Below are 19,541 nucleotides of genomic sequence, written 5' to 3'. Positions count from 1 at the left end.
GGCGACTCGGCAATCGGCAATCATGGCCGGGTGACCGTCGACAACCCGAGGCCCGGGCTGGTCCTCGTCGTGGAGGACGAGCCGAGCATCGCCGACCTGGTCCGGCTCTACCTCAGCCGGGACGGCTTCGGCGTACACGTCGAACGGGACGGCGAAGCCGGCCTGGCGGCTGCGCGCCGGCTGCGCCCGGTGGCCTGCGTGCTCGACATCGCGCTGCCGGGCCTGCCCGGCACGGAAATCTGCCGGCGACTGCGGGAGGCCGGCGACTGGACACCGGTCATCTTCCTCACCGCCCGCGACGACGAGGTGGACCGGATCGTCGGTCTGGAACTGGGTGCCGACGACTACGTCAGCAAGCCGTTCAGCCCACGTGAACTGGTCGCCCGGGTCCGGGCCGTGCTGCGGCGCACCGCTGGCCCGCCGGAGGGGGCCGGACCGCCGGTCGTACTCGGTCGGGTCGCGCTCGACCCGGGCCGCCGCGCGGTGACCGTGGACGGCGCCCCGGTGCAACTGACCAGCACCGAATTCGACCTGCTGGCCTATCTGATGGGCCGGCCGCGTCGGGTCTTCACCCGCGAGGAGCTGCTGGCCCGGGTGTGGGGGTACACCGCGCACGCGGGCACCCGCACCGTCGACGTGCACGTGGCGCAGGTCCGGGCGAAACTCGGCGCGGCGAGCGTGATCCGTACCCACCGTGGCGTCGGTTATGCCGCCGACGCCTGACCCGCCCGGTCGTACGCTGACCGCCCGCGCGGTGCTGGTCACCTGCGCGGTGGCCCTGGTGTCGGTGCTGGTCACCGCGTTGGTCGCGGTGCCGGTGGCGGTCCGTGCCGCCGAGCGGCGCGACCAGCAGGCGCTGGCCGCGCAGGCGCAACTCGCCGCCGACCTGTTGCGGGCCCGTCCGGGCCGGGTTCGGGACCTGGCCGGTGAGCGGCTGGTGCGGCAGTTCGTCGCCCAGGGCATCACGGTCTACGTCATCTCCGGCGGCGCCGCCGACCGGCCCGGCCTGCCACCGCAGCTGGTGAACCGGGTGGCCGGCGGCGGGGACGTCTCCGGCCGGCGGCTGATCGCCGGGCAGCGGGCCCTGGTCGAGGGACGGGCGCTGCCCGGCGGCGACGGCGTGGTGCTGACCAGGTCGGCCGGCGCGGGCGTCTGGCGGCAGGTGCTGCGCGGGCTCTGGTTGCCGCTGCTGGCCGGCCTCGCCGCCGGAGCGCTCGCCGGGGGGTTGCTCGCCCGCCGGCTGGCCGGGCCGATTCGGCGGGCGGCCAACGCCGCCACCCGGCTGCGCGCCGGGGACCGGTCGGTACGGCTGCCCGTCGAACCACCCGCCGAGGTGGCGGATCTGGCGTACGCGCTCAACGAACTGGCCACCGCCCTGGCTACCAGCGAGGGGCGACAGCGGGAGTTCCTGCTCTCCGTCTCGCACGAGTTGCGGACCCCGCTGACCGCGATCCGGGGCTATGCCGAGGCGCTGGCCGACGGCGTGATCGCGCCCGAGTCGGCGGCCGAGACCGGGGCGACCATGCTGGCCGAGGCGGCGCACCTGGACCGGCTGGTCGCCGATCTGCTGGCGTTGGCCCGCCTGGAGGCGGTCGACTTCCCGCTCGAACCGGCGCCGGTCGACCTGGCCCGGTTGGCCGCCGACGCGGGCCGTACCTGGGCCGATCGCTGCGCTGCCGTCGGTGTCCGCTTCAGCTTGGAGACGGCCGCGCAGCCGGTGCCCGCGTACACCGATCCGGGGCGGATCCGGCAGGTGGTCGACGGGTTGTTGGAGAACGCGCTGCGGGTCGTACCGCCGGGCGCGCCGGTGGTGCTCGCGGTTCGCCCGTCCGGGCCGGACCCGGCGGCCGGCGCGGTGATCGAGATTCGCGACGGCGGCCCCGGGCTGACCGACGAGGACCTGGCGGTCGCCTTCGAACGCGGCGCGCTGCACCAGCGGTACCGGGGGCTACGCAAGGTCGGCAGCGGGCTGGGACTGGCCCTCGCCGCCGGTCTGGTCCGCCGGCTGGGCGGGCAGATCGCCGCCAGCCACGCCCCCGAGGGCGGCGCGGCCTTCACCGTCCACCTGCCGCCGGTTCCTTACCTGCCCCGAACATCGTCCTGACGGCTGTCTCATCCGGGTCGGTGAGGCTGGGGCATCACCGATGAGAGGACGAGACATGGCACGCAGGAGATCCGTCACCGCCACCGGTGCACTGCTGGTGGCGATCACGTTGGGCGCCACCGGCTGCGGGGTGAACCGTACCGGCCCGGACACCGCCGCGCAGGCCGCCTTCGACGTGGTCGCGGCGATGGGAGCGGAAGGTCAGGCCCTCGCCGCGCTCGGCTTCGACCCCGCCGAGCTGGACCCTGAGCCGGCCGCCTCCGAACCGTCGACCGAGCCGTCCGCGACCCCCGGCAGGACCCGCGAGGAGCGGGCCGAGGAGTGGCGCAAGCGTCGGGCGGCCCGGGTGCTGCTGCGCCGCGACACCCTGCACGGCGAGGCCGTCGTCCAGACCCGCGACGGCGGTACGAAGACGATCGCCGTACAACGCGGTGAGGTGACCGCCGTCGAGGGTGACAAGATCACCATCAGGTCGACCGACGGATTCACGCAGACCTGGACCCTCGCCGCCGACCTGCGGGTGATCGAGCGGCGCAAGACGATCCAGCCCACCGACATCAAGGTCGGCACCACCCTCGGTGTGGCCGGCGCCAAGACCGGCGACAGCCCCACCGCCCGCCTGATCGTCGTCCCCTTCACACAGAACTGAGGGCGGTCTCCGCAGGGCCGGTGCTCAACGGTCGGGCAGGGCGTAGCCGACGTAACTGCGGAACTCGAACTGCCAGCCGTCCGGCACCAGATCCGCGCAGAGGGTACGGCTGCCGACGCAGACGATCGCGTCCACCGACGCCGGGTCGGCCGCCGGGCGGTCGTCCAACACCGACTGGAGCGCGACCAGCTCAGGTGGCCGGCCGGCCTCGTCACGCAGCAGCAGCCACCAGGGATACTCCCAGTCGTCGTTGCGCTGTGACAGGCCGATCCGGCGCGCGTCGGCGGCCCGTACCGCGTCGGCCGCCCACCGGTACTCCTCCGCCCACTGCGGACGCCGCAGGAAACGCAGATCCCACTCGGCGGTGGTGAAGACCGAGCCAGCGCCGACCAGCCGGCGGGGGAAGCCGTACGACACCGCCAAGACGCCGGCCAGCGCACAGGTGGCCAACACTGCCACCACGAGGGACGCGGCGATCGGCCGGCGTCCACCCCCGGCCGGGCTGGTGAGCCGCGCCGAAGCCGACCGGCGAAGCAGCGCGTCCAGCCAGAGCCCGGCCAGCGGCACCGCCACCACCACCGCGTAGAGCAGCAGCCGGTTTCCCCAGGGCTGCCATTTGATCATCGCCGTGTGCAGCAGTACCGCCGTGACGACCGCCAGGCTGTACGCCCGCAACGCCCCGGCGGACTCGGCGCTGATCCGGCCCGGCCGGCGTACCGCCGCCACGACGGCGAGCAGTGCCAGCACCCCGGCCAGCGGGAAGGCCACCCGGTCCTCGTCCGGATACCAGGACGGCTCCGGAAAGCTCTCCCTTCCGAAGGTGATGGCGCGGTCCTGCGGATCGACCCCGAGCAGTCCGGCCACCCCGATGATCGCCTCGGCGGTGACGTGGCGCAGCGGAGCGAGCGGGGTGTCCAGCGCGGTGTGCCCGATGCGAAGCGCGTTCACCAGCACCGACGGCGGATCGTGCCGTTCCATCGGCACCGACTCGCGGAGCCGATCCGGCCCGAGTGGATGACCGAACTCGGCGTACACCCGACCCAGGAAGGGGCCGACCACGGTGCCGGCGACGACCAGGATCAGCACGGACGCGCCGACCGTACGGGCGAGGCCGCCGGCCGGGATCCGTCGTCCGGCTGGCCGGGCGAGGTACGCCAGGCGCAACTGGCCCAACCCCCAGAGCACCAGCAGCGGCCCCACCGCGAGCAGCCCACTGGTCTTGGTCACCGCGGTCAGCCCGGTGGCCGCACCCAGGGCGAGCAGGTCGCCCAGCCCGGCCCGGCGCCGCAACCCGTCCAGGGCGACGGTGGCCGCGCAGACCACCCAGGCCGCGCAGACCAGATCGGTCTGGGTGCTGGTGGCCTGAAGCGTCACCATCGGCGTGGTGGCCAGCACGAACGCGGTCAGCAGTTGGGCCCGTCGTCCGCCGCCCAACTGGGCGGTCAGCCGGGCCACCGCCAGCAGGCAACCCAGCCCGGCGGCCCACTGGACCAGGTGGTACAGCGCGTCCGAGCCGGTGAACAACCGCAGGTGCAGCAGCAGGTACTCGGCACCCGGTGGAATGGTCACCTGCCGGTGGATCGCGGTGGCCCAGAAGGACAGATCACCCTGCGCCACCCAGCGTTCCACCTTCGGCAGGTGGTACGTCTGCGAGTCGAAGTTGTTCGGTGCGGCCAGCAGCGCGATCAGCAGTTCGACCAGGACCAGCCCGCCGATCGTGCCGGCGAGCAGCCGCTCGCCCCGACCCGCCGTACGCCAGAATCCGGTGACCGCCGCCCACCAGCCGGCTGCTTCCGGTGCCGGCTGCGCGCCGCCGGTCGGTGCCGGCGGGTTCGGATCGGCGGGCCGCAACCCGGTGGCCGGTGCGGCTACCGGCGCGCCCGACGCCGCCCCGACCAGGGCGGGCGGCGGTGGGGCAGCGGGTCGGCCGGCGGAGTCCGGAAGGGACGCCACCCTTGCCGCGTCCGACGTCGGCTGTGCCCGGTCGAGACGGCGGCGCCACCCGGCCGCCACCGCACAAACCGCCACGAAGAGTAGCCACGCCACGGCGAACGCGGGCACCGTCAGTAGTCGCAGCGCGCCCAGCACCTCGACGGCCAGCACCGCGAACGCGCCGGTGGCCAGGGCCGCCCGGACTACCGCGAGCCGTCGAGGAGCGACGGTGTCCCGGGCCTGTGGCCGTAACGCCGTGGTGAGCAGGACGATGGCGGCGACAGGGGCCAGAATGAGCGGAAAGCCGGCGGCCGACATGGCCGGAAGTAAACACCATCAGCCTGGGCGCCCGATCCCCGATCTCCATCGGTAGTCGCCACCACAGTGCTGAGCTGCCAGGCTAGGCTATGGCCGACACACTGCCGCCCTCGTGGAGATTCCCGTGAAGCTGTCGATCCTCATGCCGGTATACAACGAGGAAGAACGCATCGCGGACGCCCTGAAGCAGGCGTTGGCCGTGGAGTATCCGTGCGAGATCGAACTCCTGGTGGTCGATGACGGCAGCCGCGACGGCACCGGAGAGGTCCTCGGGCGGGCCGACGATGCGCGACTGCGTGTGATCACCCATCAACGCAACGCAGGCAAGGGTGCGGCCATCCGTACGGCGGTCGCCAACGCCGAGGGTGAATACATGGTCATCCTCGACGCCGACCTGGAGTACGACCCGCAGGACATCCCCCGGCTGCTCGCCCCGGTGCTCGACGGCCGGGCCACGGTCGTCTACGGCAACCGCACCTTCGGCAGCCACAGCGCCTACAGCTTCTGGTACGTGATGGGCAACAAGGGCGTCACCATGGCGGCCAATGTGCTGTTCAACTCCTACATCGGCGACCTGGAAACCTGCTTCAAGCTGATGCCGGTCGCGCTCTACCGCTCGCTGGACGTCCGCTCCCGTGGCTTCGGCATGGAGGCCGAGGTGACCGGCAAGCTGCTGCGCCGCCGGATCCGGCCGTACGAGGTGCCGATCAGCTACCGGGCCCGGGGCCGTGAGGAAGGCAAGAAGATCACCTGGCGGGACGGGGTCGAGGCGCTCTGGATCCTCGGTCGCGAGCGCACCCGTCGCCGCCCCGCCGACGACACCCGGTCCTAGACGGCGGCCGTGGCCGGAGTGAGGAACCTGGCCACCGCCTGACGCAACCCGGCCGGATCCAGGCCGTGCCAGCGGAGATGGTCCTCGGCCGCACCGTAGCGGCGCAGTTCCTCCCGCCCCACGCCGAGCGTGAGTAGCCGGTGTGGCCGGTCCGCCAGTGCCGCCGAGAGCAGGCGGGCGGAGGTCCCCGCCAGGTAGGGCTCGACCAGGATCACCTCCGTGCCGGCGAGGGCACGCAGCCCGGCGACGTCGAACGGACGCGGCCGGTGGGTGTAGGCCACCGTCACCGGCAGCCCGGTGGCGGCGGCCAGCGCCGCGTCCAGCACCGGGCCGACCGCGACCAGCAGGGCCGCGCCGGGACCCGCGTCCCGCACCACCACCAAGTCCCCGGCACCGGCGTACGGGTGGTCGTTGCTCAGCGCCGACAGCCGCAGGTACGCCGAAGTCTCGGCGGCCACCGTCGCGCGCAGCAGTCCGGGCACCTCGGCCGGGTGCCCCGGAACGTGCACGGTCCAGCCGGACAGGGTGTCGAGCAACGCGACATCGGCCGGGCTCAGATGGGTCCGCCCGGCCGCCGCCCGGTCGAACGAGGCGCCGACGCTGACCAGCACCGCGCTCGCCGCCTGGTGGTCGAGGTCGAGCTTGATCTGCTCGTACGCCCGCTCCACCAGGAACGGCGCGTAACTGTGCACGATGGGGCGTAACCCGGTCAGCGCCAGCCCGCCGGCCACCCCCAGCATCAACTGCTCCCGGATGCCGACGTTGAGCACCCGGTCCGGATGCCGTGCCGCGGCCGGGGCGAACGAGGCGGCGGAGATGTCGGCGAGCACCAGCGCGGTACGCGGATCCTCGGCCAGCAGATCGGTGGTGGTGTCGATAAAGCTTTCCCGCATGCCCAGGTCCTCTTCCACGCTTCGCTCGCTCATGCTTGGTTGTCCACGACTGCGACGACGACGTGTGGCCGGTGGCCGTGCTGCCCGGTCAGGGCGGTGTGCAGGGCGTCGGGGTCCCGGCCGTCGACAGTGGCGGCGGTCCACCCGTTGACCGTGAAGCGGGTGGCCACCCCACCAGACCAGCCGTGCGTGGCGGAGGAGTTGTCCACCACGATCGCGGTCAGGTTCGCCAGGCCGGCGGCGCCCGCGTACGCGATCGCCTCGTGGTTCGAGCCTTCGTCCAGTTCGGCGTCGCCGACCAGCACGTACACCCGGGGGTCGAGCAGGCCCTGGGCACGCAGCCCGAGCGCGGTGCCGACGGCCAGGCCGAGCCCGTGCCCGAGCGAACCCGAACCGATCTCCACCCCGGGCACCAGGGTCCGATCCGGATGGTCGCCGAGCCGGCTCTCCGGCCCGCCCTGGTCGTCCAGCCAGTCGGGCGGGACGAAACCCTTCGCGGCCAGCACCGCGTAGTAGCCGGCGACCGCATGCCCCTTGGAGAGCAGGAACCGATCCCGTTCGGGGTCGTCGACGGTCGCCGGAGTGATCCGCAGGACGCGGTCGTAGAGCACCCAGAGCACGTCGAGGGTCGAGTACACGTTCGGGCCGAATTCCCGGCCGGCGCGGACCCGCTCCAACAGCGGGGTGACCGGATGCCGGCCGTCGAGGGGCGCGGCCGCCTCGGCGACCCGGGTGGCGATGGTGGCGAGTGAGGTCATGCGGCTAGCCTGCAAGTTGAAGCGAGGTTCAACACAAGGCGAATGTGATGCAGGAATCACTCACCATCGGTCAACTCGCCGCCCGCAGCGGGGTGGCCCAGTCCGCGCTGCGCTACTACGAACGGTTGGGGCTGATCCACGCCGACCGGACCGGCGGCAACCAGCGCCGGTACCACCGCAGCGCGCTGCGTCGGGTGGCCTTCATCCGGATCTCCCAGCAGGTCGGCATCTCGCTGGAGGAGATCAGATCCGCGCTGGACTCGCTGCCCGCCTCGCGTACGCCCACCGCCGACGACTGGGCGCGACTCTCGACCACCTGGCGCAACCGGCTGGACGAGAAGATCAGACTGCTGAGCCAGCTCCGCGACGACCTCGACGGCTGCATCGGCTGCGGCTGCCTGTCGCTGCGGCGCTGCGCGCTCAACAACCCGGACGACGAACTCGCCGGCGAAGGACCGGGCGCCCGGCTGACCCTGCCCCGCTGAGACTCGGCCCGCGCCAGGCTCACCCGACGGTCAGCAGCACCTTGCCGACGTGTTCGTTCGACTCGACCAGGCGGTGCGCCTGCGCCGCCTCGCTGATCGGCAGCCGCCGGTCGACAACCGGCCGCACCCGACCCGCCTCGATCAGCGGCCACACCTGGTCGCGTACCCCGCTGACGATCGCGGCCTTCTGCTCCGGCGGGCGGGACCGCAGCGCCGTGGCGGCCAGGGTGCCACGCTTGGCCAGCAGCGCACCGAGGTCCAGCTCACCCTTGCGCCCGCCCTGCATGCCGATCGTCACCAGCCGCCCGTCGACCGCCAGGGCGGCGACATTGCGGCCCAGGTACGACGCACCCATGATGTCGAGGATGACGTCCGCACCCCCACCAGCGGTGACCTTGCGGACCTCCGCGACGAAGTCCTGCTCCCGGTAGTCGACCAGGTGGACCGGGCCCAGCGCCCGCAACCGATCGTGCTTGGCCCCCCGGGCGGTCGCCACCACGCTCGCGCCCAACGCGATGCCAAGCTGGATCGCGAAGGTGCCGATCCCACTGCCGCCGCCGTGCACCAGCAGCGTCTCGCCCGCTGCCAACCGGGCCACCTGCACCACATTGGACCAGACCGTGGACGCCACCTCGGGCAACGCGGCAGCATCCACCAGATCAACCCCCTCCGGTACGGGCAGCAGCTGCCCCACCGGCACCGCCACCCGCTCGGCGTACCCGCCACCGGCCAGCAGCGCACAGACCTGCTGCCCCACCGCCCAGTCGCGCACCCCCGAGCCGACCTCGGTGATCACGCCCGAGCACTCCAACCCGAGATACTCCGGCGCACCCGGCGGCGCCGGGTAGTGCCCCTGCCGTTGCAGCAGGTCGGCCCGGTTCACGGCAGTGGCCCGTACGTCGACCAGCACCTCACCCGGCCCCGGCTGCGGGTCGGGCACCTCGCTCCAGCTCAACACCTCGGGTCCGCCAGGCTCGGTGACGATGATCGCGCGCATGTGCCAGTCATACCCGATGCGTCCCGCACTGCACCTGACGCCGACCACCCGCCCGCCGGGGCCGCACGCCACGCAGGGTGAGTGATCATGGCGGAACGGGTAGCTCCGGCCGTTCGGCGCTCCACCCGACGTGGCAAACTAGGCACGACCGCGCGGCGCGCGGTCTGGGAGGGTTCGCCTAGTGGCCGATGGCGCTGGTCTTGAAAACCGGTAAGGCAGCGATGTCTTCGTGGGTTCGAATCCCACACCCTCCGCACTCTTGGACAGCAAAAACACCACCTGACCAGCGCGAACGCCGGTAAGGGACGGTATCGGCCTGTTCGTCGGTGCCCAACGCTGCCTGGATCCGCTTCCGGGCCGCCTCGTCCTGGCTGCCTCGTCCTGGCCGTCGATGTACGAGGCGTAGACCATCAACCTGCCGGGGAGAAGTTGCCGCTACGGGCCGCGGTCGTGATGTTCGCCCCACCCTCGGCCGGCAGTACCAACGGCGACTCCTTGCGTCCGCCCGTCCGCCCTCAATCAATGGCGAGACCACGACGACGCTCACTTCGCCCGATGCGTCATCTGTCGGCAGCAGCACCTTTCCGACAGCGTCCGACTTCGCCGTCGCAATAAATCTGACCACCGACGTCAACCAATGACACTTCCGCTTCCGGAATCCCGAGGAAAGAACAACCAGCGTCGCCCTCCGCACAGACATTCACCCAGAGCTGTAGGTCCACGTTGGCGGGCTCACCGCCACCACACCCGGCTGCGCCCGTCACGGCCAACATGACCCCGAAGAGGGGTCCGAGCCTCGCAAGGCTTCTCCCCACGGGATCCTCCGTTGTCGACGGACCGAGCCTGCCGGCCATCCTATCGACGCATAACCACGGCCAGTCCGACGCGCGAACCACACGTCCGTGACGAATGCGTGCCGCAGTTGACCGCCCCAGGCAGCGCCGAGCAGGCCAGGCTTGAGCGTGCCGCCCTGGATCGGGGAGATCTTGGTACGAATGTGCCCCTTGAGGGGCGCTCTCGTACCAAGATCTCGGGTGTCTTGGGGTGGCAGCGAGTGGAGGGATGAGGGGTGGCTGAATGACCTGCTCGCTGGTACGTCTCAGGCTGGCGGGTTGGTCGCCACGAAGGATCCCTTGCCCTGGTGCGTCTCGATCCAGCCCTGACCGTCGAGCATCCACAGCGCCCGCTTGATCGGGGTGTCGGAGGCGCTGTACTGCTCGGCGAGCTGTGCGATGGACGGCAGCTTGTCTCCGGGCTTGAGTGTGCCGGAGCGGATCGACGCGGTGATGTCGTCGATGACCTGTTGGTAGACGGGCGTGCGTGGCATTGTCGGGTCCCTCTCGTCGGCCCTTCAAGCCTTGCACCCGACATGACGCACCTAGGACACACCGTTGACTCTGGGTACTTAGGGTCCTATGTTCGCGGTACGGCATCTCGTCGGCAGCGCGATGCCAGCCGACGCGGAGGCTTCCCCTCCGCCTCCGCGTCGGCGTGTCCCATCCCTCCTGCTCTCAAGGAGGCACCGATGTTGCACGAGCGTCCGTACGACGGGTCGTGTCCGCCCGCGTACCCCGCCCTGCATGGTCGGCCGCCCATCCCCGACGGGGAGCGTTATCCGGTGCCCGACCCCGTGCCGTTGCCACGCCGGCAGCTCGCGGCCGGCTGGATCGTCGCCGGCATGGTGGTGGTCGTGATGGTGGCCGGCATCGTCGGGTGGCTTCCGTGACGTCGATGTACGACGAGGTGGGTATGCGCGACCTGGCCATGGCAGCGGGCGTCGTGCTGAGTCGGCATCGGGACAGCGGGTGCGAGGTGTGTACGCCGGATGGGTGCCGGGAACTGGCGTGGGCCGGGCCGGTGGTGGCGGCGTGGGAGCGGGAGTGGGCGGCGGTGGTCGACGCGGCAGCGGGATCGTGGTGACTTTTCGGTGCCTCAGCGCTCCGGCCGGCGTACCTGCTGGTCGTCTCGGATCTTCTGGTCGGCGAGCTTCGCCACGGCACGGCGGCGCTCGGCGCGTAGCGCCTGCTGGTCCGGGCGTCGGAAGACGTCGACCAGCGCGGTGAGGAAGTCGCGCCAGGTGCCGGCCACAGAGCTCCTTCGATCGGACAGTCGCAGGGTGACAACGCGGTGGGTGGCTTTCGGTTACGGCGATCATGAGCCGGGTTTCGTTACGGCAGGGCGCAGCGTGCCGATTCCTCGAATGCTGGGGCCGTACAGGGTATGAAGGGGGCGCAGAACGCCACTTCCACCGGAAGGACCTGTCTCGATGACCTTGGAGCGATCCATCGCCCCGGACCCGTACGAGCTGCTGCCGACGGTCGCCTCGTTTACGCTGACCAGCCAGGATGTCCAGAACGGTGAACCGATGGACGCGGCCCACGCGCACGGCAGCACCGGCGGCGGCAACGTCTCACCGCAGCTGGCCTGGTCGGACTTCCCGGCCGGGACCAAGGGTTTCGCGGTGACCTGCTTCGACCCGGACGCGCCGACCGGCAGTGGATTCTGGCACTGGGTGCTGGTGAACCTGCCGGCCGACGTGACCGAGTTGCCGCGCGGGGCCTCCAGCGACGAGTTGCGCGGTGCGTTCACCGTCCGCAACGACTACGGCGAGCAGGGTTTCGGTGGGGCGGCGCCGCCGGCCGGTGACCGGCCGCACCGGTACGTCTTCGCGGTGCACGCGCTCGATGTGGAGCGGCTCGACGTCACCCCGGAAGCCACCCCGGCCTACGTCGGCTTCAACCTGACCTTCCACACCCTGGCTCGGGCGACCATCCGACCCACCTACCAGATCGCCGCCTGACTTCCGACCGGAACATGGAGTTGGCGAGGTGCCGTAGCGACCTCGCCAACTTCATGATCGGGGAGCGCGGGTGAGACCCGCGCGGATCAGCCAGGGGTACGGGCCACGGCGAAGACGGACTGACCGAAGGGCGGGCGGACGACCTGCTCGGCGGCCTTGGTCGCGGGCAGCACCAGGGTGTCGTAGACCTTCACCATCGGGCCCTCCTTCGGCATCAGCCGGAAGACCTTGGTGGCCATGAAGTAGCCGATCAGCCCGAGCGCGTTCGCGTAGTGGATCTTCTCCACGCGCAGGCCCGCCTCGGTCATCGCCGCCGCCAGGGTCTTCTTCGTGTAGCGGCGTACGTGGCCGGTGGCGATGTCGGCGGGGCTCATCGCGAACTGGAAGGCCGGCACGATGATGACGACGGCTCCGCCGGGCCGGACCAGCTCGCCCATGCTGCGCAGCGCGCCGACGTGGTCCTCGATGTGCTCCAGCACGTTGTACGACACGGCTGCGCTGTAGTCGCCCTCCTCCGAGTGCGGCAGCAGCATCTGGCGCACCTCGATGTTGGGCCGGTCGGCGAGGCGCTCCTTGAGCGACACCAGGCGGTCCGGGTCGGCTTCGGTGGCGGTGAACCGGGGGAGCTGCTCGGCCCACTCCAGTGCGTAGTCGCCGAGGCCGCTGCCGACTTCGATGGGGTTCTCGCCGAGGTAGGGCACGGCCAACTCGACGAACCAGCGTCGGTGGTTGACCGCGGTGGCGAGGCCCTCCAGGACCTCGGACTGCACGCGCTGATCCCCAGTGATTTCTGCCATGCGTCGATTCCTCACGATACGACTCGACCGCGCCAGGACCGACTGAGTGAACCATCCGCCGGGGCGGCGGAAATTATCGGGGCCTGGTACGGCCGAATTGGTCGGGGCTAGCTGCACGATCGGTGGTGGTCAGCGAACTTTGCAGATGTTACGCCAGTGTCCCGAACCCTGCACGGCGGCCCGATTGGCCGACTACGCTCCGAATTGTTATGACTACTCCTGAATCGGGCCGCCCTGTCGAGGAGTCCGGGGTGGGAGAGCCGGCGGACAGGTCGGCGGGTGCGGGCCGTTTTCGCAGCTCAGGGCGGTGGAAGGATGTCGCCGCCGTGGTGAGCTTCGCGCTGCTGGCGTTCTGGGTGACAGCCCGGATGTGGTGGAACCCGACGCACGGCATTCGGGACAACAAGACGGATATGGCGCAATTCGAGTGGATGATGGCGCACGGCGCCCGGGTGGTGACCGAATTTACCTACCCATTTTCGTCGGATCGCATGAACGTGCCCGAATCTGTCAATCTCATGTCAAACACCTCAGTGCTGTCGGTTTCGGTGCCAATGACACCGGTCACCCTGCTGTTCGGCACCCGCAGCGCGTTCCTGCTCTTTCTCACGCTGGGCATGATCGCCACGGCGACCGCCTGGTATCTCGTGCTCTCCCGGGTGCTCGTCGGCGCACGCGGCCCGGCCTGGCTGGGGGCCGCCTTCTGCGCGTACGCCCCGGCGATGGTCTCGCACGCCAACGCGCATCCGAACATCGTGTCGCAGTACGTGGTGCCCCTGATCGTCTGGCGTACGGTGCGCCTCGCCGAGGCCGGCCGCTGGCTGCGTAACGGCATCCTGCTCGCGTTGGTGATCGTCTGGCAGGCCTTCCTGAACCTGGAGATCCTGCTGATGACCGCGATCGGCATCGGCGTGGTGATCGTGGCACTGGCCCTCGGCCGGCCCGAACTACGCGGCCGGACCCGTACCTTCCTGGCCGGGCTCGGCGTGGCCGCGGCGGTGTCCGCCGTGCTGCTGGCGTACCCGCTGTACGTCCAGTTCTTCGGTCCGGGCGCCTACAACGGGCTGTCCTGGCTGATCCGGGGCTACTCCACCGACCTCGCCTCGTTCGTCGCGTACGCCCGGGAATCGCTGGCCGGCGACGCGCGCAGCGCGGCCGGCCTGGCCAAGAACCCGACCGAGGAGAACGCCTTCTTCGGCTGGCCCCTGGTGATCCTGGTGGCGGCGCTGGTGTGGTGGCTGCGGCGCAACGTCGTGGTGCTCGCGCTGGCCGCGCTGGGCCTGGTCTTCGCGGTGCTCTCGCTCGGTCGGGAGATCCGCTTCGACCGCGAGGGGACCGGCATACCGGGGCCGTGGGCGGTGCTGGAGGACCTTCCGGTGCTGCACTCGGTGGTGCCGACCCGCTGGGCGTTGGCGATCACCCCGATCATCGGGCTGCTGCTCGCCTACGGAGCCGCGCGGGCCCGGGAGTTGGCGTCCCGCTATCCGGCCCAGCGGTCCCAGATCCGCTTCGGCACGGTGACCGTACTGGCGATGGCGCTGGTGCCGGTGCTGCCCACCCCGCTGCCGACCAAGCGCCTCGAACCGACCCCCGAGTTCGTCACCTCCGGTGCCTGGCGCCCCTACCTGGCCGGCGGACGCAGCCTGGTCACCCTGCCGCTGCCGGACACCGAGTACGCCGACCCGCTGCGCTGGTCCGCCCAGACCCGACTGGAGATGCCGATCGCCCGTGGCTACTTCCTCGGCCCGGACACCCGCCCCGGCAAGGACCTGGTCGCCCTGTTCAGTGCGCCGCCGCGCCCGACCAGCAGCTTCTTCGCCGAGGTACGGCGCAGTGGCGAGGTGCCCCCGGTCAACGAGCAGGACCGCCGGGAGGCGGTGGCGGATCTGCGCTACTGGCGGGCCGGCGCGGTGGTCCTCGGCCCGCAGGAGAGCGCGGACGCGCTGCGGCAGGCGATGACGGCGTTGACCGGCATCGAGCCGGTGCACACCGGCGGCGTGTGGCTGTGGGACGTCCGGCCGCTGACCGGTTGAGTGCGGTCAGGCGGTGCGCAGGCAGCAGCCCTGACACACCTTCGGCTTGGGGAGGGTGAAGGCCAGGCAGCAGGTGCGCCGCTGCACGGTCGGCTCGCCGTCCGGACCGGGCACCAACTCCACCAGATCGGCCAGGTCGAGCGTGCTGAGCAGGGTGTCGATCGACTCGACCGCCGAGCCGGGCAGCCCGTCGGCGGCCCGCAGCAGCCCGTGTGCGATGCCGGAGGCCACCGAGCCGAGCAGGATGCGGGTGCCGACGCGGACCTCACCCTGGATCGCGGCGATCAGCGGAGCCAGGTGCGCCTCCAGCAGCGTGGCCCGCAGCGTCGCCAGTAGTTCCCGCTCGTCGGCCACGACTCGGACCCGGTGCGGCTCGGTGACGGCCAGCGGATCGCTGGGCAGCACCGCGACCTGGGTCGACTGACGCAGGCCCAGGGTCACCAGCGTCTGCTGGTCGGCGAAGTGGATGAGCGTGCTGGTGGCGTCGAGCAGCGGCACCCGCCGGGCGGCGGCCCAGCCGAGCACCACCGGCAGCGCCGCCCAGTAGCTGTACGCCTTCCAGGCCAGCGCGGCCGAGGCGTGCGTGCTGCCACCCCAGAGGCGGACGGCGGAGTCGAGCAACTCCGGCAGCCGGGTGCCGTCGGTCAGGGTCGTCGCCGGGGCCCAGCCGGTCTCGTCGGTGACGAGCAGTCCCGGTGCCAGCCCGGGGAGGGCGTCGGTGCCGAACATGGCCCGCAGGGTCGCGGTGACCGGAGCGAACGCCGTTGCCGAGAGGTCGTGGACCGGCAGCACCGTTGTCACCTGTTCCACCCCCGTCCGAGATCCTCGACTAAGGCTAGCCTAACCACACTTCGTCGCGTGGGGTAACCCTCGACGGGGCACGAAAGGAGAGGCCCGGGTCACCTGCGCCGGCCGGTTACCCAGCGTGCATCCCCGGAAACTCGACGCAGTATCGGGGTAAAACGCCCAACCGTCAAGCGTCTTGTCGAGAAGATGCCAGTCCTGTACACGTCCCGGCACCGAACGTGAAACTTGGTACTCCCGGCCACGAGGAAGCTGATGACGACCTCACCGCTCGATCGGGCTGCCGACTCCTTCGCCGCCGAACTCGCCCGACACCGAACAGAGCGGGGGCTGTCCAAGAAACAGCTGGCCACGCTCATGGGCTTCGACCCGTCGTACGTCAGCCACGTCGAGGGACGGCGGCACCGACCCACCGAGGACTTCGCCCGGCGTGCGGAGGCCGTCCTGGAGGCCAGCGGCGCGATCTGGCAGCGTTTCCGAGAGTACGACCACCTGCGCCACACCCGCGCGGAGCGCGACCAGCGGGAGCCCGACCCGGCCGGCCGGTGGATGCCACCGGGTGCCGGCCTGATCGTCGAGAACGAGTTGGCCATCCTCACCCACACCGAGGACGGATACCGCTGCCTGATCCGCCGGGAGCTGTACAACGCCGGCAGCGAACCGGTCACCCGCTACCTGGTCCGGATCGCCGTGGACCGCTATCCCAACGATCCGGGGCGGTCCAACCGGCACCACCGGGAACGCCCGCTCACCTTCGCCGAACTCGGCCTACGCGCCTACCGCGAGGAATCCGGCGAACGCGAAGCCATGCACTGGCGGGCCAAGTACGACCGGGACGCCTTCAAAGAAATCTGGCTGCTCTTCGAGAACGGCGATCGGCGGTTCCCGCTCTACCCCGGTCACCGCGCCACCATCGAGTACACGTACACCGTCGGGCGGGACAAGTGGGGTCCGTGGTTCCAACGCGCGGTCCGCGTACCGACCCGGCATCTTGCCGTACGCCTCGATCTGCCGGCCGAGTTGGATCCGCAGGTCTGGGGCGCGGAAACCTCGCTGTCGGCGGAGGAGGGCCCGCTGCGCCGGGCGGTCGCCCGGCGCGACGAGGGCGACCGGGCCATCTTCGACTGGGCGACCGACGACCCGCCGCTCAACGCCCGGTACCGGATGCAGTGGCGGTTCCGCGCCCAGCCCGAGACCGAGCCGGAGGGTGAGCGGGTCCGGCCCTCCGATCGGATGCGCGGGCTCGGCATTCTCCAGCGCGGCGCCGACCTGCTGCGGCAACCGGCCCGTCCGTTCGACCTGCCGCGCGAGGGGCGGGCCGCCCGAGAGGTGGTCGACCGGCTCGTCGCCGCGCTGGCCCGCCTCGACGAGCTGCACCCGTTCGCCAAGGGGGTAGGGATCGCCGCACCACAGTTGGAGATCGACCGGGCCGCGGCGGTGATCCGTCCGCCCGACCGGACCGCCGAACCCCTGGTGCTGCTCAACCCGCGCGTGGTCGACGCGGCACCCGACATCGACGAACAGTACGAGGGCTGCCTCTCCTTCTTCGACCACCGCGGACTGGTGCCGCGTCCACTCCGGCTGGACGTGGAACACGCCCAGCTCGACGGCGGCCGGGTGATCACTTCGTTCGAGTTCGGCATGGCCCGGTTGGTGGCACACGAGGTCGACCATCTGGAAGGCCGGCTGTACGTCGACCGGATGGCCCCCGGGGTGCCGTTGGTGCCGATCGAGGAATACCGCGAGTCCGGCCACCCCTGGCGCTACTAGCACCGGCTGCACGACCACGCCTGGTCCGGGTGGGAATGACGCCGGCCGGGTGTGGCGTCTGTTGCTGCACGACCACGCCCGGTCCGGGTGGGAATGACGCCGGCCGGGCGTGGTCGTGCGGGCGGTGCCGGTCCGCCCGATCGGGGGACCGGGGCGCGTGCCCCAGGGGGCAGGGGCACGCGCCCCGGTGCGGGGGGAGAAAAGCTCTAGAGGTTGCCGAAGGTGTCGTACCGGGTGTGCTGCGGCGGAACATCGTCGGCGGCGAGTACCCGCAGCGTCGACCGCACCATCGCCGCCGAGCCGGAGACGTAGCAGTCGTGCGTCGTCCATGGGCCGTAGCGGGCCACCACGTCGGAAATGTCGCCGTGCTCGCCGTCGAAGTCCGGGTCGTCGCTGCAAGCGGGGGTGACCGACAACCACGGGTGGCTCGCCACCAGCTCGCGCAGCCCGTCAAGCCCGTAGAGGTCGGCCTCGGTACGCGCGCCGTAGAAGAGGTGCACCCAACGGGCCCGGTTGAAGCCGGCCAGCTCCTCCACCAGCGCCTTGATCGGAGCCAGCCCGACGCCACCGGCGACGCAGAGAACGTCCCGATCCGACGAGCGGTCCAGGGTCATCGAACCCATCGGGGCGGCCACCCGCAGCAGGTCACCCGGCTTCACCCGGCGTACCAGGGCGCCGGAGACCCAGCCGGCACCCTCCGGCGTACGGACGTGGAACTCCAGCACGTTGTCGTCGTTCGGGGCGTTGGCCACCGAGTACGTCCGCCACACCCGGGGGTGGTAGCGGGGCGCCTCGACGCTGACGTACTGGCCCGCCTTCCAGGACAGCGGGTGTTGCAGCGCCCGACAGGTGAACACGGCGGTGTCCGGCCCGTACCGCTCGTGGGTGAGCACCTCCGCGTGCCAGAACGGAGGGTTGGTGTCCGCCGCCGCGCCAGCGAGCATCTTCTCGCTGATCGCCGCGTACGCGTCCCGCCACGCCTGGTCGTACTCCAGGTTCCAGCCGTCCCCGGCGATGCTGCGCAGCGCGTCCAGCAGCGCCACGCCCATGGTGTCGTAGTGGGCCGTCTCGACGTGGTACTTGCGGTGGTCCCGGCCCAGCGCGCGGAGGAACTCGTCGAAGCCCTCCGGATCGTCCACCGTGTGGATCGCCGCGATGATCGCTTCCAGTAGCCGGTCGCCCTGCCCGGCCATCTGTACGGGGAAGAGTTTGCGTAGCTCCGGGTCGAGGAGGAAGAGCCGGGCGTAGAAGTGTTCGGTCAGCCGGACCCGGTCCTCCTCGACGAGGGTCCAGCTCTCCTTCAGCAGCCGCGCGAAGTTGTCCACCGGGGGCGCTCCTTCTCTGACGGCGGTTCGGGGCCCTCATAGAATGTCCACGGAGCGTGTATGAAGGTCGCACAGAATGTGCGACCGCATCATGAGGCCGGCTCAGTGGTGCCCGGCCGCCACCGCGTCGACGGAGCCGACCCGGCGCAGGCTGCCGCCGCACCCGGTGCAGGACGCCGGATGCCACCGGCGGTGCCGGTCGGGCAGAGTGGTGCGGTGACCGTTGAGCTGACCCGCCCGGTGTCCCGCCGGATGCTCGGCACCGAGACCCTCCTGGTGCTCGGCCTCTCCCTCGCCCAGTCGGCCGTCTACGCCACGGTGTCGATCATCGCCAAGCTGACCGCCGAGGGTGGGCTGTCGAGGCAGACCGCCGCGCTGAACACCTCCGCGTCGGCCCGACCGTACCTCGATCTCACGTATCAGCTGCTCGGCATCACGTTCGCGCTGCTACCGGTGCTGCTCGCCGTACATCTGCTGGCGCGCGACCCCGGCGACCCGGTGCGGACCCTCGGCGTGGACTTCCGGCGACCCGGGTCCGACCTCGCCCAGGGCGCCGGGCTGGCGGCGCTGATCGGGTTGCCCGGCCTCGCCCTCTTCTGGGCGGCGGCGCAACTCGGCCTGAACGCGACCCTGGTCCCGGCGGCGCTGCCCGACCTCTGGTGGACCGTGCCGGTGCTGATCCTCGCCGCCTTCCAGAACTCCATCCTGGAAGAGGTGATCGTGGTCGGCTACCTGATGACCCGGCTGCGCCAACTCCAGTGGCGGGTCGGCGCGATCATCGCGACCAGCGCCCTGCTCCGCGCGTCCTACCACCTCTACCAGGGCTTCGGCGCGTTCGTCGGCAATGCCGTGATGGGCGTCGTGTTCAGCTACTTCTACCTGCGGACCCGCCGCGTCATGCCACTGATCGTGGCCCACGCTCTCCTGGACATCGTCGCCTTCGTCGGCTACAGCCTCCTCCCCTCCTCCTGGTTCACCTGGCTCTAACCCCTCCCCGGCCTTTGCCGCGGTTGATCAAGAAGTTTGCGTCTCGGTGCGCCCCTG

At 71.1% G+C, this 19,541-nt stretch carries 20 protein-coding genes and 1 tRNA gene; 12 read left to right on the top strand and 9 right to left on the bottom strand.

Annotated features, from left to right (window positions below):
- Window positions 1-30 precede the first annotated feature (30 nt).
- The 3 genes from E0H26_RS23860 to E0H26_RS23850 are packed head-to-tail and all read left to right on the top strand — an operon-like array spanning window position 31 to window position 2,753.
- Window positions 31-723: a response regulator transcription factor gene (locus E0H26_RS23860; protein ID WP_131307435.1), complete on the top strand. Its 693-nt coding sequence runs from the start codon at window positions 31-33 to the stop codon at window positions 721-723.
- Entirely contained in the window at window positions 707-2,104 is a 1,398-nt protein-coding gene (locus E0H26_RS23855; protein ID WP_131307433.1) for a HAMP domain-containing sensor histidine kinase, read from the top strand. Before E0H26_RS23860 ends, E0H26_RS23855 begins: the two co-directional genes overlap by 17 nt.
- Window positions 2,105-2,159: 55 nt before the next feature.
- Window positions 2,160-2,753: a hypothetical protein gene (locus E0H26_RS23850; protein ID WP_131307431.1), complete on the top strand. Its 594-nt coding sequence runs from the start codon at window positions 2,160-2,162 to the stop codon at window positions 2,751-2,753.
- Between the two features lie 24 nt (window positions 2,754-2,777).
- On the opposite strand, the gene E0H26_RS23845 is transcribed toward E0H26_RS23850, so the two are convergent.
- The gene (locus E0H26_RS23845) at window positions 2,778-5,003 is read right to left on the bottom strand and encodes a hypothetical protein (RefSeq protein ID WP_131307429.1); all 2,226 of its coding nucleotides are present in this window, start codon (window positions 5,001-5,003) and stop codon (window positions 2,778-2,780) included.
- Between the two features lie 124 nt (window positions 5,004-5,127).
- Between E0H26_RS23845 and E0H26_RS23840 the strand changes: the two genes are divergently transcribed.
- A complete protein-coding gene (locus tag E0H26_RS23840) occupies window positions 5,128-5,835 on the top strand; it encodes a glycosyltransferase family 2 protein (RefSeq protein WP_131307561.1) in 708 nt (235 codons plus the stop codon).
- On the opposite strand, the gene E0H26_RS23835 is transcribed toward E0H26_RS23840, so the two are convergent.
- Together E0H26_RS23835 and E0H26_RS23830 are read right to left on the bottom strand one after the other, a co-directional pair.
- On the bottom strand, window positions 5,832-6,728 hold the full coding sequence (locus E0H26_RS23835; RefSeq protein WP_131307559.1) for a transketolase family protein: 897 nt from the start codon (window positions 6,726-6,728) through the stop codon (window positions 5,832-5,834). The genes E0H26_RS23840 and E0H26_RS23835 overlap by 4 nt on opposite strands.
- Window positions 6,729-6,757: 29 nt before the next feature.
- Window positions 6,758-7,486 (bottom strand): transketolase, encoded by a 729-nt coding sequence (locus E0H26_RS23830; RefSeq protein WP_131307427.1) that lies wholly within the window; start codon window positions 7,484-7,486, stop codon window positions 6,758-6,760.
- Between the two features lie 47 nt (window positions 7,487-7,533).
- On the opposite strand from E0H26_RS23830, the gene soxR reads away from it, so the two are divergent.
- On the top strand, window positions 7,534-7,971 hold the full coding sequence (gene soxR / locus E0H26_RS23825) for a redox-sensitive transcriptional activator SoxR (RefSeq protein ID WP_131307425.1): 438 nt from the start codon (window positions 7,534-7,536) through the stop codon (window positions 7,969-7,971).
- 19 nt (window positions 7,972-7,990) lie between these two features.
- Here the strand turns inward: soxR and E0H26_RS23820 are convergent, their stop codons facing one another.
- Window positions 7,991-8,968, bottom strand: a complete 978-nt coding sequence (locus tag E0H26_RS23820; protein WP_131307423.1) for an NAD(P)H-quinone oxidoreductase — start codon at window positions 8,966-8,968, stop codon at window positions 7,991-7,993.
- Window positions 8,969-9,135: 167 nt separating this feature from the next.
- Between E0H26_RS23820 and E0H26_RS23815 the strand changes: the two genes are divergently transcribed.
- Window positions 9,136-9,222 (top strand) — tRNA-Ser (locus tag E0H26_RS23815).
- An 845-nt stretch (window positions 9,223-10,067) separates the two neighbouring features.
- Here E0H26_RS23815 and E0H26_RS23810 read toward each other — a convergent pair.
- Window positions 10,068-10,295 (bottom strand): winged helix-turn-helix domain-containing protein, encoded by a 228-nt coding sequence (locus E0H26_RS23810; protein ID WP_131307421.1) that lies wholly within the window; start codon window positions 10,293-10,295, stop codon window positions 10,068-10,070.
- 198 nt (window positions 10,296-10,493) lie between these two features.
- Between E0H26_RS23810 and E0H26_RS23805 the strand changes: the two genes are divergently transcribed.
- Together E0H26_RS23805 and E0H26_RS23800 are read left to right on the top strand one after the other, a co-directional pair.
- A complete protein-coding gene (locus E0H26_RS23805) occupies window positions 10,494-10,694 on the top strand; it encodes a hypothetical protein (protein WP_131307419.1) in 201 nt (66 codons plus the stop codon).
- A complete protein-coding gene (locus tag E0H26_RS23800; protein ID WP_131307417.1) occupies window positions 10,691-10,888 on the top strand; it encodes a hypothetical protein in 198 nt (65 codons plus the stop codon). The genes E0H26_RS23805 and E0H26_RS23800 overlap by 4 nt, the downstream gene beginning before the upstream one ends.
- Before the next feature lie 12 nt (window positions 10,889-10,900).
- Here the strand turns inward: E0H26_RS23800 and E0H26_RS29430 are convergent, their stop codons facing one another.
- Complete coding sequence (locus tag E0H26_RS29430) at window positions 10,901-11,056, bottom strand: hypothetical protein (RefSeq protein WP_165521969.1); 156 nt, start codon at window positions 11,054-11,056, stop codon at window positions 10,901-10,903.
- Window positions 11,057-11,234: 178 nt separating this feature from the next.
- On the opposite strand from E0H26_RS29430, the gene E0H26_RS23795 reads away from it, so the two are divergent.
- Window positions 11,235-11,768: a YbhB/YbcL family Raf kinase inhibitor-like protein gene (locus E0H26_RS23795; protein ID WP_131307415.1), complete on the top strand. Its 534-nt coding sequence runs from the start codon at window positions 11,235-11,237 to the stop codon at window positions 11,766-11,768.
- 86 nt (window positions 11,769-11,854) lie between these two features.
- Here E0H26_RS23795 and E0H26_RS23790 read toward each other — a convergent pair whose 3' ends face one another.
- Window positions 11,855-12,565 carry a class I SAM-dependent methyltransferase gene (locus tag E0H26_RS23790; protein ID WP_131307413.1) on the bottom strand — a complete coding sequence of 237 codons (711 nt, stop codon included), beginning with the start codon at window positions 12,563-12,565 and terminating at the stop codon, window positions 11,855-11,857.
- A 209-nt stretch (window positions 12,566-12,774) separates the two neighbouring features.
- Between E0H26_RS23790 and E0H26_RS23785 the strand changes: the two genes are divergently transcribed.
- A complete protein-coding gene (locus E0H26_RS23785; RefSeq protein WP_420812869.1) occupies window positions 12,775-14,598 on the top strand; it encodes a hypothetical protein in 1,824 nt (607 codons plus the stop codon).
- A 6-nt stretch (window positions 14,599-14,604) separates the two neighbouring features.
- On the opposite strand, the gene E0H26_RS23780 is transcribed toward E0H26_RS23785, so the two are convergent.
- A complete protein-coding gene (locus tag E0H26_RS23780) occupies window positions 14,605-15,327 on the bottom strand; it encodes an IucA/IucC family C-terminal-domain containing protein (RefSeq protein ID WP_206025346.1) in 723 nt (240 codons plus the stop codon).
- Between the two features lie 330 nt (window positions 15,328-15,657).
- Here E0H26_RS23780 and E0H26_RS23775 point away from each other — a divergent pair, with 330 nt between their 5' ends.
- Entirely contained in the window at window positions 15,658-17,172 is a 1,515-nt protein-coding gene (locus E0H26_RS23775; protein ID WP_131307411.1) for a peptide deformylase, read from the top strand.
- 206 nt (window positions 17,173-17,378) lie between these two features.
- Here the strand turns inward: E0H26_RS23775 and E0H26_RS23770 are convergent, their stop codons facing one another.
- On the bottom strand, window positions 17,379-18,497 hold the full coding sequence (locus E0H26_RS23770) for a globin domain-containing protein (protein WP_131307409.1): 1,119 nt from the start codon (window positions 18,495-18,497) through the stop codon (window positions 17,379-17,381).
- A gap of 216 nt (window positions 18,498-18,713) precedes the next feature.
- Between E0H26_RS23770 and E0H26_RS23765 the strand changes: the two genes are divergently transcribed.
- On the top strand, window positions 18,714-19,484 hold the full coding sequence (locus E0H26_RS23765) for a CPBP family intramembrane glutamic endopeptidase (protein ID WP_131307407.1): 771 nt from the start codon (window positions 18,714-18,716) through the stop codon (window positions 19,482-19,484).
- Window positions 19,485-19,541 lie beyond the last annotated feature (57 nt).

It is taken from the genome of Micromonospora zingiberis (assembly GCF_004331455.1).
Lineage (GTDB): Bacteria > Actinomycetota > Actinomycetes > Mycobacteriales > Micromonosporaceae > Micromonospora > Micromonospora zingiberis.
This window is presented reverse-complemented; position numbering and strand designations above follow the sequence as displayed.